11 protein-coding genes are annotated in these 12,256 nt (G+C 66.5%); 6 read left to right on the top strand and 5 right to left on the bottom strand.

Annotated elements, in window-relative coordinates; translation table 11 throughout:
* Nucleotides 1-67 precede the first annotated feature (67 nt).
* Nucleotides 68-1,021, bottom strand: coding sequence for a 2,3,4,5-tetrahydropyridine-2,6-dicarboxylate N-succinyltransferase (dapD, locus tag BKG60_RS22765; RefSeq protein WP_207553897.1), 954 nt, complete (start codon nt 1,019-1,021; stop codon nt 68-70).
* Nucleotides 1,022-1,046: 25 nt separating this feature from the next.
* Between dapD and dapE the strand changes: the two genes are divergently transcribed.
* The 4 genes from dapE (at nt 1,047) to BKG60_RS22745 (ending at nt 5,445) form a co-directional block, all read left to right on the top strand.
* The gene (gene dapE / locus BKG60_RS22760; RefSeq protein ID WP_075910036.1) at nt 1,047-2,111 is read left to right on the top strand and encodes a succinyl-diaminopimelate desuccinylase; all 1,065 of its coding nucleotides are present in this window, start codon (nt 1,047-1,049) and stop codon (nt 2,109-2,111) included.
* The gene (locus tag BKG60_RS22755; protein WP_070186862.1) at nt 2,108-2,473 is read left to right on the top strand and encodes an RNA-binding S4 domain-containing protein; all 366 of its coding nucleotides are present in this window, start codon (nt 2,108-2,110) and stop codon (nt 2,471-2,473) included. Before dapE ends, BKG60_RS22755 begins: the two co-directional genes overlap by 4 nt.
* A gap of 273 nt (nt 2,474-2,746) precedes the next feature.
* Nucleotides 2,747-3,568 (top strand): mechanosensitive ion channel family protein, encoded by an 822-nt coding sequence (locus tag BKG60_RS22750; RefSeq protein ID WP_075910035.1) that lies wholly within the window; start codon nt 2,747-2,749, stop codon nt 3,566-3,568.
* Nucleotides 3,569-3,822: 254 nt separating this feature from the next.
* Nucleotides 3,823-5,445: an ABC-F family ATP-binding cassette domain-containing protein gene (locus BKG60_RS22745; protein ID WP_075910034.1), complete on the top strand. Its 1,623-nt coding sequence runs from the start codon at nt 3,823-3,825 to the stop codon at nt 5,443-5,445.
* Here the strand turns inward: BKG60_RS22745 and BKG60_RS22740 are convergent.
* The 4 genes from BKG60_RS22740 to BKG60_RS22725 all read right to left on the bottom strand — a co-directional run bounded on the left by BKG60_RS22740 (nt 5,426) and on the right by BKG60_RS22725 (nt 9,586).
* Nucleotides 5,426-6,295 carry a type VII secretion target gene (locus tag BKG60_RS22740; protein ID WP_075910033.1) on the bottom strand — a complete coding sequence of 290 codons (870 nt, stop codon included), beginning with the start codon at nt 6,293-6,295 and terminating at the stop codon, nt 5,426-5,428. The two genes, BKG60_RS22745 and BKG60_RS22740, sit on opposite strands and share 20 nt — an antisense overlap.
* An 80-nt stretch (nt 6,296-6,375) precedes the next feature.
* A complete protein-coding gene (locus BKG60_RS22735) occupies nt 6,376-8,451 on the bottom strand; it encodes an ATP-binding protein (RefSeq protein ID WP_075910032.1) in 2,076 nt (691 codons plus the stop codon).
* A gap of 10 nt (nt 8,452-8,461) precedes the next feature.
* Nucleotides 8,462-8,851: an anti-sigma factor antagonist gene (locus tag BKG60_RS22730; RefSeq protein ID WP_070945532.1), complete on the bottom strand. Its 390-nt coding sequence runs from the start codon at nt 8,849-8,851 to the stop codon at nt 8,462-8,464.
* 45 nt (nt 8,852-8,896) lie between these two features.
* Nucleotides 8,897-9,586 (bottom strand): TetR/AcrR family transcriptional regulator, encoded by a 690-nt coding sequence (locus BKG60_RS22725; protein ID WP_083650350.1) that lies wholly within the window; start codon nt 9,584-9,586, stop codon nt 8,897-8,899.
* A gap of 103 nt (nt 9,587-9,689) precedes the next feature.
* Here BKG60_RS22725 and BKG60_RS22720 point away from each other — a divergent pair, with 103 nt between their 5' ends.
* Both BKG60_RS22720 and fadD6 read left to right on the top strand, forming a co-directional pair.
* Nucleotides 9,690-10,250 (top strand): LOG family protein, encoded by a 561-nt coding sequence (locus BKG60_RS22720; RefSeq protein ID WP_070186855.1) that lies wholly within the window; start codon nt 9,690-9,692, stop codon nt 10,248-10,250.
* 92 nt (nt 10,251-10,342) lie between these two features.
* Nucleotides 10,343-12,121 carry a long-chain-acyl-CoA synthetase FadD6 gene (gene fadD6, locus BKG60_RS22715; protein ID WP_070186854.1) on the top strand — a complete coding sequence of 593 codons (1,779 nt, stop codon included), beginning with the start codon at nt 10,343-10,345 and terminating at the stop codon, nt 12,119-12,121.
* The last annotated feature ends 135 nt before the right edge of the window (nt 12,122-12,256 follow it).

Here is a 12,256-nt window from a genome sequence, read left to right as displayed (position 1 = left end):
CGTTGGCTTGTGTTTCAGTCCTTCGCGGAAGTGTGAAACACAAGCCCACGCTCGGCTGGACGGAAATCTAGTTGGCGTGTAGCGCGTCGTTGAGCGTGATGCCGGTGCCGTCACGCTTGACCACCTCAACCGCACCGGAAAGCGAGTTGCGGCGGAACAGCAGGTTGTTGGCCCCCGACAGCTCGACAGCCTTGGTGGTTTGGCCGTCTGCGGTTGTCACTTTGGTACCGCCGGTGACATAGAGCCCGGCCTCGACCACACAGTCGTCGCCCAAAGAAATTCCCAGACCGGAGTTGGCGCCCAGCAGGCAACGCTTGCCCACCTTGATCACCTCTTTGCCGCCACCGGAGAGCGTGCCCATGATCGACGCGCCGCCACCGATGTCGGAGCCGTCGTCCACCACCACACCGGCCGAGATCCGGCCCTCGACCATCGAGGTGCCCAGCGTTCCGGCGTTGAAGTTCACGAAACCTTCGTGCATGACCGTGGTGCCCGCGGCAAGGTGGGCACCCAGCCGCACGCGGTCGGCGTCGGCGATCCGCACGCCCGACGGCAACACGTAGTCGACCATCCGCGGGAACTTGTCGACGCCATAGACCGCGACGGCACCGCGGCGGCGCAGCTTGGCCCGCACGGTCTCGAAGCCCTCGACCGCGCACGGGCCGAAGTTCGTCCACACCACGTTGGCCAGCGCGCCGAAGATGCCGTCCATGTTGGCGCCATGCGGGGCTACGAGCCGGTGCGAGAGCAGGTGCAGCCGCAGGTAGGCGTCATGCGCGTCGGCCGGCTTGTCCGCGAGGTCGGTGATCGTGGTGCGCACCGCCACCACCTCGACACCGCGGTCGGCATCGGGGCCGGTCAGGCCCGCGAATTCGGCGGGCACATCGTCGCCCGTGAGCTTCACCGTGCCGGCGTCGCCGGAGGCGCTCAGCTCAGGGGCGGGAAACCAGGTGTCAAGGACGGTCCCGTCGGCGGTGATGGTGGCCAGGCCGACGCCAGATGCTGCAGTCACGCTGGCCAAGGTTACTGGACTACCGTTGAGCATCGTGGGCCTGGATTTGACTGCCGATCCGATCGCGCTGACCGCTGCCCTGGTGGACATCCCCAGCGAGTCGCGCCACGAGCAGCGCATCGCCGACGAGATCGAGGCCGCGCTCCGCGCGCAGGCACCGTGGTTCGAGGTGGTCCGCAACGGTGACGCGGTCCTGGCCCGCACCAACCTGGGCCGCCCGTCGCGGGTGCTGCTGGCTGGTCACATCGACACCGTTCCTGTGGCGGACAACCTGCCCAGCCACATCAAGAACGGTGAGATGTGGGGCTGCGGCACCTCGGACATGAAGTCCGGCGACGCGGTGTTCCTGCACCTGGCGGCCACCATCGCCGAGCCGAGCCACGACATCACCCTGGTGATGTACGACTGTGAGGAGATCGAGTCCAGCGCCAACGGGCTGGGCCGCATCGAACGCGAGCTGCCGGACTGGCTACGGGCCGATGTCGCGATCCTCGGCGAACCGTCCGGCGGCTTCATCGAGGCGGGCTGCCAGGGCACCATCCGCGTCGTCGTCAGTGCCAACGGTACTCGCGCGCATTCCGCGCGATCCTGGCTGGGCGACAACGCCATTCACAAACTCGGCGCCGTGCTGGACCGGTTGACGGCGTACCAGCCCCGCGACGTCGACATCGATGGTTGCGTGTACCGAGAAGGGCTGTCCGCGGTGCGCATCGCCGGCGGCATCGCCGGCAACGTCATCCCCGATGCCGCATCGGTGACGGTGAACTTCCGGTTCGCTCCCGACCGCAGTGTCGAGCAGGCCGTCGGCCACGTCCATGAGGTGTTCGACGGGCTCGACGTCACCATCGACCTCACCGACGCCGCCGCGGGCGCCCTGCCGGGGCTGGCCAAACCGGCGGCTGCCGCGCTGGTGGCCGCGGCAGGGGGGCAGGTCCGCGCCAAGTACGGCTGGACGGATGTGTCCCGCTTCGCCGCGCTCGGCATCCCCGCCGTCAACTATGGGCCGGGCGACCCCAACCTGGCTCACAAGGTCGACGAGCGGGTAGAGGTCGCGCAGATCACCACCGTCACCGACATACTGCGGCGCTATCTGACATGAGTTCCGTTCGCGTCGACAGCTGGATCTGGGCCGTGCGGATCACCAAGACCCGGTCCGCGGCGGCGGCCGCCTGCCGCGGCGGCCACGTCCGGGTCAACAACGTGCCCGCTAAACCAGCGCAGCACGTGAGCCCCGGTGACGAAGTGCGGGTCCGGCTGGACGGGCGGGAACGGATCGTCGAGGTCATCCGGCCCATCGCCAAACGCGTGGGAGCGGCGGTCGCGTCGGAATGCCTGATCGACCGCAGCCCGCCACCGCCGCCCAAGGAGATGGTGGCCGCCGTTCCGGTCCGTGATCGAGGAGCCGGTCGGCCCACGAAACGTGAACGGCGACAACTTGATCGGCTGCGCGGGACGTTCTGAAATGACTTTCCGATGACGTCAGCGGCCATTTGGTTGCCCGGCGCCACGGAGTCTGCAGCAAATTCAACACGAATTTAGCCGGACTACCAGCGAACTTAGAATCATTTGCGCTATAGCCCGTGAAATGACTCCAAAATGGGGTTATGGTGACTGCACGGCTTGGCTGCAGGGGCTCCCGGGAAAATGTCCCCTGGCGCGTTGATTGCCGTATGACGTGCCGTTTTCGGCAGACGGTCTGAGTCGTGTCCGATAACTCGACAAAGGAGAAGACCAGTGTCATCCGCCAACCTGGCGATCGATTTCGAGGGCGGAGTGTCCGAGGCCTGGACCTCGATAGCAACCTTCGTGCCGAAACTCCTCGCCTTTCTAGCAATCCTTGTCATCGGCTGGATCATCGCCAAAATCGTTGCCCGGATCGTCAGGGCGATTCTCGGTCGCATCGGCTTCGACCGCATCGTGGAACGCGGCGGGCTCAAAGATCTGCTGGCCCGGAGCAATTACGATGCATCGGGCATCCTCGCCAAACTCGCCTACTACGCGATCCTGCTGATCACTTTGCAAATGGGTTTCGGAGTGTGGGGCCCCAATCCGGTCAGTGAGTTGCTTGCCGGCGTAGTGGCATGGCTGCCCAAGCTTTTCATCGCTCTGGTGATCGTCGTGATCATCGGTGCTATTGCCAAGGGCGTGAAAACGGTGATCGGCGACGTGCTCGGCGGGTTGTCCTACGGCAACTTGTTGGGCACCGTGGCGTCGTTGTTCGTCTGGGGCATCGGCATCATCGCGGCGCTGAATCAGATCGGTGTCGCCACCACCGTCACCACGCCGGTACTCATCGCGGTTCTCGCCACCATCGGCGGTGTGGCCGTCGTGGGTGTCGGCGGTGGTCTGGTCCGACCGATGCAGGAACGTTGGGATCGCTGGCTCGGCAATATCGAAGCCGAGATTCCGACCATGCGCAGCCAAGCCGAGGCGAACCGTCTCCATCAACCTTCCTACGCAGGTGCCACACAAACCCATGCAGCCCAACCGAATCCGGACTACCCGGCCGGGGCGCAGCAGCTGCGGCGCGTCGAGCCCCCGGATGGGCGCGCCTGATCCACGCCACCCTGACGATCGGTATCCACCGCAGCGTTGGGGCCAGCCGTCGTGGTCGGTGGCCCATCGGGCCGCCGACCACGACGCCGTGATAATCGTTTGCGCGCGTGCGTACTATGGGTAACGCATCTGCTGTCAACCGAGGTGGGCCGAAAACATGCTGGGAGACGACATCTCCGGGTGATCGGAGAGAGTCGATTCATTCCTGTCCATCTGTGCGGTGCCTTCTGCCCGCAGCACCTTGGAGTCCCAGCATGTCCATTGTCTGTTCCCATTTGTCGTTCTCCTGGCCCGATGATGTCGAGCTGTTCTCGGACCTGTCGTTCTCGATGGGCCCTGGACGCACTGGCCTGGTGGCGCCCAACGGCGCCGGAAAGAGCACGCTGCTCAAGCTGTTCGCCGGCGAATACCGTCCCTCTGCGGGCTCGGTGACCGTCGACGGTGTTATCGGTTACCTACCCCAAAGTCTGCCGTTCACCGCCGATCTCACCGTGGCCGCGGTGCTGGGAGTGGCCCCGGTGCTCGACGCATTGGCGGCGCTGGCCGCCGGTGACGCCAGCGAGGAGGTGTTCTCCACCATCGGCGACGACTGGGACATCGAAGAACGCTCGCGTGCCCAGTTGGACCGGCTCGGGCTCGATAACCTGGCGTTGGATCGGCGGCTGGGAACGTTGTCGGGTGGGGAAGTGGTGTCGTTGGGACTGGCGGCCCAACTGCTCAAGCGGCCCAGTGTGCTGCTGCTCGACGAACCCACCAACAACCTGGACAGCGCGGCCCGGCACCGCCTGTACGACGCGCTCGACGGCTACTCTGGCTGCCTGCTGGTGGTCAGCCACGACCGGGTGCTGCTGGACCGCATGGACCAGATTGCCGAGCTCTACCGCGGTGAGATGTTCTTCTACGGAGGCAATTTCACCGACTACCAGCAGACCGTGGAGGCGGCACAGGCGGTGGCCGAGGGCAATATCCGCAACGCCGAACAACAGCTCAAGCGCGAGAAGCGACAGATGCAGGAGGCGCGGGAGCGTGCTGCCCGACGCTCGTCGAACGCGGCGCGCAACGTCAAGGACGCCGGGTTGCCGAAGATCGTGGCGGGCAAGCTCAAACGCGATGCGCAGGAATCGGCTGCCCGGGCCGATGATGTGCATGCCAAGCGGGTCGATGACGCGCGCAACCGCCTCGACGAAGCCGAGCGAATGTTGCGTGACGATAAGGTCATTGCGCTGGACCTGCCCGACACCATGGTGCCGGCCGGCCGGACCGTCTTTGCCGGGGACGGACTGCGGATCAGCCGTGGTGGCCGGAAACTGTTTGTCGACAACGGTATCGGGTTCAGCGTGCGCGGCCCGGAGCGTATCGCGTTGACCGGTCCCAACGGAGCAGGAAAGTCGACGCTGCTGCGGCTCATCGACGGCACCCTGGAGCCCGAGTCCGGGACAGTGCAGCGAGCCGACGGGCGCATCGCCTCGCTCTCGCAACGCTTGGACCTGCTGGACGACGACCGCACGGTGGCCGAGAATCTGGCGTCCGCCGCACCGAGTCTGTCGCATACCCGGCGCATGCATCTGTTGGCGCAGTTCCTGTTTCGTGGCGACCGCATCCACCTGCCGGTGGTCGCGTTGTCGGGCGGGGAGCGGTTACGGGCGACGCTGGCGTGCGTGCTCTATGCCGAACCGGCACCCCAGCTGCTGCTCCTGGACGAGCCGACGAACAACCTCGATCTGGTCAGCGTGGGACAACTGGAGTCCGCACTGAACGCCTACCGGGGCGCGTTCGTGGTGGTCAGCCACGACGAACGGTTCCTGAAGGCCATCGGTATCGACCGCTGGCTGCGCCTGGACGGTGGAGAGTTGAGCGCTACTGCTGCCGCGGGTTGATGTTGTGAATCTGGGTCGGCACCGTGCTGACGCCGAAGCCGTCCTCCACTGCCGCACCGGCGGCGGCCCCTGCCTCGGCCACGGGGGCGCGAGCGCCCTCGGTGCTGTCGTGCCGGGCGCCGTCCAACCTGTCGTCTCTGCCCTCGTGCTTGGCATCGTCCTTACCGTCGTGCTTGGCATCGGACTGGTCGGCGGGTCCACCGGCGCCGTCGGCGCCGGGTCCCTGGTGGTCGGCGGCTTTGATGGCGTTCTCGGCTCCCGCACCACTGACATCGGATGCCATCGCGGCAGCCTCGCCGCCTCCGCCGGCACCCTGCATGGCAGCTTCGACAATGCCCTGCACACCCTGCATGGCCTGTTGTGGCACCTGCGTCATCGCCTGGGTCAGCCCCTGCAGCGGCTGGGCGCCCGACTGCATCATCTGGCCGGCCATCTGGCTGAACTGGCCCATCATCTGGCCCGCACCGCCCGCTCCCGAGCTCGCGTCACCGGAACCACCTGAGCCACCGCCCGCCGCAGACGCAGAGGACTTTCCTCCATCGAGCGCATCGGCCTGGGCCTTGAGCCGCTCGGCGGCATCCATGTCGCCGCGGGCGTATGCCTGCGAGGCCTTGCCGAGCAATTCGGACATCCTGCCCGCGGCAACCTGAGTGGCGCCCAAAGCACCGTCACGGGCAGACGACGCACCATCGAAGGCGTTCTGCATCGGGAAACCTATGGCGCCGTGGCTGGACGCGAGGTCTGACGGGCCGGCGAACGAATTCTTGAAGCTGCTGATGTCTTCACTGACCCCACCGACGATGCCTTGCAGGCCGGTGATCGCGCCTGTGTTGGTGACGAGCTGGTTCATCGAGCCCCCTCGAGGTCGTGCGGTCTAACTGGGCATTCTACTGTCGGCGGGGTTGGGTGCCGAGCGGGAAGTTCACTCGCTCAGGCGTCCGCCTGACGGGTGGCATCCCCAGCGGCCGCAAGCATCCCGATGTCGCGGTATTGAGTCGCCACGTTGCGTAATGCGGCATGATCCCCCGCCGCCAGCGCCCGAGCGTGCTCCAGTGTCAGTTGCCCGAACACGCAATCCAGGTCTACGCGCAGCAACGCATCGACCGCGCGGGTGTCGCCCAGTCTCACGCCGTCGTGCAAGGCTCGCAGCATCACCGCGGATTGTCCGCCACGCTCGGCGGCTTTGGCGGCCTCGCGAGCGGCGGTCACCGCGCTCACCGAATCCTTGCGGGCAAAACACATCCAGGCTCGGGCCAGTGCCAACTCCGGCGCGAACAACATCGACTTTAATCCGTGCCGGGATTCCGCCCGGGACAACGCTTTTCCGGCCTCGACCGGCATGCCGCGTTGGCCGACGGCCTGTGCCAAGAGCATCCAGGCCAGGGGTCCCCAGGAATACCCGGTCGGCGCCAGCGCGGCGGTCGCCTTGCGCAACAACGCAATCGCCTCATCGCAGTCACCGCGGACCAGCAGCACGTCAGCCATCAGCACCTCGCCGATGGAGCGGCCGGGCTGCAGCAGCTGGGTGAAATCGGTAATGCCCTTGGCCATTTCCTGGGCCCGGTCCAGCTGTCCGGTCATCAGCAGCGCCGTGGTTTGGCCGAACCCGCTCGTGAACCGCAGCAGGCCCGGATGCCCGGCTGCCAGCGCACGCTGTGCCATCGCATCCACCCGGTCGAACTGGCCAAGCCGGGCGCAACTCAGCGCCGCCGTCGAACCCGCCCAGCCGATGGCGGTGTCATCGGCGGCCGGGGAGTCCAGCACCTCCATGGCCAGACCCAAAGCCCGTTGGGGTGTACCGGCATTCATCGCGAAGGTGGCCGCCAGTGCGTCGAGCGTGGACTGGGCCTGCGGCGTCGACACCTGCCGGCGGGTGGAACGCAGGAATGCGGTCGCGCGTTCGGGTTCCGAGAGCATCCAGAACTGATTGGCCGCCTGTGGCAACGCCCACGCCATCAGCTGGTCCTCGGACAGGCCGGCCGGATCGATCTGTCCCAGAACGGCATCAGCCTCACGGCCACGTCCCTGCCAGGCCAACGCGTACGCGAGAGTGAGCAGGCCCGTGAAATCGGAGGACGCCGCAGTCGCGGCCCGCGCCAGGCGCTCGCTCAGTTCCAGGTCGCCCAGCCGCAGTGCCTCGCCTGCGGCCCCCACGAGTTCGTCCGGGGGCAGGTGGACGTCGCTGTCGAGCGCGAGTACCGCCACCCGCAGCCGGTCCACCACACCGGGCCGCGGCGTCGCGGACAAGCGCTCGACCAGCGTGCTGCGCAAGCGCCTCAGCCCCGGCCCGCCGATGGTCGCGCGCATGCCGCTGAGAAACAGCGGATGCACACAGCGCGCCATCGCGTCCTCGACGCGCACCACGCCGCATTGTTGTGCCTCCTGCACGGCCCCGGCGCTGGTCAGTGCCGTCAGATCGGCCAGCGGGAGTGGATCGTGCACCGACAATTGCCGTAGCACGGAGAGCGCACCGTCGGGCAGATCGGCGAGAAACGTGGCGACCTGATCGGCCAGGCGGGCGTCGTCATGGCCCGGCGGTGCCATCTCGACCCGATTCACCAAGCCGTCATCCCACAGCGCCGCCACGTCGTCCGGTGCGTCGGCCGCGGATGCGGTGACGATGAGTTTGGCCGCCCCACTGACCGCGAGCTGGTACACCAGGGCTGCGGACAAGCGGTCCAGCAGATGTGCGTCGTCGACGACCAGCAACAGCTCGGTCCCGAGCGTCTCACGTGCGGACCGGAGCACGTCGGCGGTCTTTCCCGCCGGAGGAATGTCGATCAGGTGCGCCACCGCCGCGAACGGAACGGCCGCAGCCGATTCGGTCCCGGTGATCCACACCACGCGACGGAAATCGCTTGCCAGATGTTCGGCGGCGGTGCGAATCAGAGAGGTTTTGCCCACGCCGGAAGGTCCGAGGAGGGCCGCGCCGCAGCTCTCCTGGAGGCCGGCCTCGAGGCCATCGAGTGCGCGGTCACGCGGTGCGATCACCCAGTCGACAGCCATCCATCGAATCCTATGGGGGGCGGTGGCCGTTCAGCGCCGAATTGAGGTCCGGGTGCGCCGACACTGCATCGTCCATGCCGCATTCGGTGATGATTCGCAGGATGCTCGGCTGACGAAGTACCACCCTCAACGTGACCGCCTGTGCGCGGCAGTCGACGGTCATTTTGGCCAGGGCGAGTAGCGCCCCACAGTTCATGAAGTCCAGGGACCCCGCGTCGACGATGAGCGTCGAGGATTCGGGCGCCGCGGCAGCCGAATCGTGGAGCATGCGCTGCCAGTCGGATTCATTGTGGGCATCGGCTTGTCCGAAGACCTGCACGATGAGGCCTTCGGGAATGGTGCGAACTGTCCAGTGCAGCTCGTGATCCTGCTTGCTCGATTCCACGATGAAACCGAGCATAACCGCTGAAGTTTACGTTGTAAACGCGAGTGATCAAGGTCCCGATCAGGGATTGGGCAGCCAGGTCTCGATACGGTCGAGCATGGCCTCCAGTGCTTCCTCGAACTCGTCGGCGCTGTGGTCCTCGGCCAGCATCGGTTGCAGCCGACGCAGGTTCGGGTAGTCGTCCAGCGTCGTGTCGGGAGGCGGCTCATCGTCGAGAACGGCCTCGTCGGGGCTGAGGGTGACCCCGCGCGCGGATACCTCCAGCAGCAGTTGACCCACCAGAAACGTGGTGTACGTCCGGTACGCGGCTACTGCGGCGTTGTCGCTGAACCCGTAGGACAGCAGTGTTTCCAGAAAAGTCTCCATCCAGCGCAGGCTGCGCAGTGGTGGCCGCACCCACGGTGCCTCGGGGGCTTCCGTCGCCACGAGCGGGAACACATCGGGATGGTCGATGGCGATCTGGCGCACGCCGTGGCCGAGCCGGAGCAGAAAGTCCTGCCAGCCGTCCTCTTGCCGGCGTGCGGCGAGCTGATCGGCGTAGAGGCGGTCCACGATGTGGTTGACGACACCGGTCAGCAGATCGCCCCGGCTGTGCACATAACGGTAGAGCGCCATGGCCTCGACGCCGCAGGCCGCACCCAGCCGCCGCATGGTCAGTTTCGTCAGACCATCGCGATCGATCAGCTCGATCGCGGCATCCAAGATGAACTCGCGGCTCAGCCTTACCGGCTGATCGGCATCGTCAGTCACCAGGATCGTCCCTCCGCGTTCAGTTCAGTCTCCCCGCGAGCCGCGGTCACGTCCATCGCCCACCCGTCATCGCTGGTTCACCGGCACCCTTTAGTTTGGGTACGTGTCCGGTGAAACTGACCGCGAGTTTGCGGTATGTGTCTATTGCGCTTCGGGGCCCACCCATCCCGAGCTGCTGGCTTTGGCCAGCGAGGTCGGGGTGGCCATTGCCAAGCGCGGATGGACGTTGGTCTCCGGCGGCGGCAACGTCTCGGCGATGGGCGCGGTCGCGCGGGCCGCGCGTTCGTCCAACGGCCGCACGGTCGGCGTGATCCCCAAGGCCCTCGTACACCGTGAGCTCGCCGACGTGGACGCGGCGGAACTCGTGGTCACCGACACCATGCGGGAACGCAAGAAGGAGATGGAGGACCGCTCCGACGCCTTCATCGCCCTGCCGGGCGGCATCGGCACATTGGAAGAGTTCTTCGAGGCATGGACCGCGGGTTATCTGGGCATGCACGATAAGCCCGTGGTGCTGCTCGATCCGTTCGGTCACTACGACGGGTTGTTGACCTGGCTGCGTGGACTGGCCGACTCCGGCTACGTCAGCAGCCAGGCGCTGGACCGGTTGATCGTCGTCGACGAGGTCGCCGCAGCGCTCGACGTGTGCGCAGCGCTTACGTAGAACCGGCGGTAACGGCGGTCACCAGCGCGGTTATGGTGTTGCCCACACGAGAGCCATCTCGAGACCCATAACAACATGCAGGGGGAGACCGCATGACCGACCAGAAATCGGGCACCAGAAGCAGCGTCGGCCTACTCGACCTCGCCAGCCAGGTACCCGGTCTGCTGATGGATGCGCCGGTCATCGCACGGGGCGTGCTCACCGGAATGATGGCCCGGCCGACGGCCAAGACGTCGATCGGCAAGGTGTTCCAGGAGCGGGCAGCCCAATACGCCGACCGGGTTTTCCTCAAGTTCGAAGACCAGCGTGTCACTTACCGCGAGGCCAACGAGACGGTCAACCGCTACGCGGCCGTGCTTGCCGCCAAGGGCGTCGGACACGGTGACGTGGTCGGGGTGATGCTGCGCAACTCGCCCGACGCGGTGCTGTTGATGCTGGCGATCGTCAAATGCGGCGCCGTCGCGGGCATGCTCAACTACCACCAGCGCGGCAAGGTACTGGCTCACAGCATCGGGCTGCTCAACGCGGCCGCCGTGGTGGCCGAGTCCGATCTGATCGAGCACATCACCGAGTGCGGGGCCGAGGCCAACGGCCTGGTCACGGTCGAGGAGCTGCGCCGCCTGGCGTCCACCGCGCCGACCACCAATCCCGCCAGCACATCGGCTGTGCTGGCCAAGGACAAGGCCTTCTACATCTTCACCTCGGGCACCACCGGCATGCCCAAGGCCAGCGTCATGACCCACTACCGCTGGCTGCGCGCGCTGGCCGGGTTCGGCGGCTTGGGCCTGCGGCTGCACAGCGATGACACCCTGTACTGCTGCTTGCCGCTCTATCACAACAACGCCCTGACCGTCTCGGTCGGATCGGCGCTGAACTCGGGTGCCGCTCTCGCCCTGGGCAAGTCGTTCTCGGCATCCCGGTTCTGGGACGAGGTCATCGACTACCAGGCGACCGCGTTCGTCTACATCGGTGAGATCTGCGGCTACCTGCTCAACCAGCCGCCCAAGCCGACGGACCGCGCACACAAGGTCCGCGTGATCGTCGGCAACGGGTTGCGTCCGGCCATCTGGGACGAGTTCACCCAGCGATTCGGCATCCCGCGCGTCTGCGAGTTCTATGCCGCCAGTGAGGGCAACACCGCGTTCGTCAACGTCTTCAACGTCTCGAAGTCCACCGGCATCTGCCCGAGCCCGGTCGCCTTCGTCGAATACGACGCCGACAGCGGCGAACCCGCGCGTGGCGCCGACGGCCGGCTGCGCAAGGTCAAGCGCGGCGAGCCAGGCCTGATGTTGTCCAAGGTCAACGCCCTGCAGCCGTTCGACGGCTACACCGACAAGGCTGCCAGCGAGAAGAAGCTGGTGCGCAACGCCTTCAAGAAGGGCGACGTCTGGTTCAACACCGGCGACCTGATGCGGTCCCAGGGGCTCGGCCACGCGGCGTTCGCCGACCGCCTTGGCGACACCTTCCGCTGGAAGGGCGAGAACGTGGCGACCACCGAGGTCGAGGCCGCCGTGGCCAGCAATCCGCTGATCGAGGAGTGCACCGTGTTCGGCGTCGAGGTGCCCGGTGCCGGTGGGCGGGCCGGCATGGCCGCGGTGCAGCTCAAGGACGGCAAGGAGTTCGACGGCAAGGAATTGGCCGACGCGTTCTACGGCCACCTGCCGGGCTACGCCGTCCCGCTGTTCATCCGCGTCGTCGGCGAACTGGCCCACACCTCGACGTTCAAGAGCCAGAAGGTCGACCTGCGAAAGCAGGGCTACGGCTCCGACATCGAGGATCCGCTGTATGTGCTGGCCGGCCGGGACGAGGGCTATGTGCCGTTCTACCCGGAATACCCCGACGAGGTGACGGCAGGTAAGCGGCCCAAGTAGGCAGGTGTGCCGCTTTCTGCACCAGTGTCGTGGCCAGCGTCGGATCGCCACCCTGAGGTAGAAACGGCGGCGGATCAGTCACCAGGCACTATGGAGGCGTGTTGACGACGCGCAATGGCCAGTTCTGCGGACGCC

Source organism: Mycobacterium syngnathidarum (genome assembly GCF_001942625.1).
Taxonomy (GTDB): domain Bacteria; phylum Actinomycetota; class Actinomycetes; order Mycobacteriales; family Mycobacteriaceae; genus Mycobacterium; species Mycobacterium syngnathidarum.
Note: the sequence above shows the minus strand (reverse complement) of the source record. Positions and strands in the feature narration are given on the sequence as shown.

Bases quoted from the DNA above. Each gene is read 5' to 3' on its own strand.
- BKG60_RS22745 (WP_075910034.1), top strand. From the start codon at position 3,823: ATGTCCATTGTCTGTTCCCATTTGTCGTTCTCCTGGCCCGATGATGTC.
- BKG60_RS22755 (WP_070186862.1), top strand. From the start codon at position 2,108: ATGAGTTCCGTTCGCGTCGACAGCTGGATCTGGGCCGTGCGGATCACC.
- BKG60_RS22740 (WP_075910033.1), bottom strand. From the start codon at position 6,295: ATGAACCAGCTCGTCACCAACACAGGCGCGATCACCGGCCTGCAAGGC.
- BKG60_RS22735 (WP_075910032.1), bottom strand. From the start codon at position 8,451: ATGGCTGTCGACTGGGTGATCGCACCGCGTGACCGCGCACTCGATGGC.
- fadD6 (WP_070186854.1), top strand. From the start codon at position 10,343: ATGACCGACCAGAAATCGGGCACCAGAAGCAGCGTCGGCCTACTCGAC.
- BKG60_RS22730 (WP_070945532.1), bottom strand. From the start codon at position 8,851: ATGCTCGGTTTCATCGTGGAATCGAGCAAGCAGGATCACGAGCTGCAC.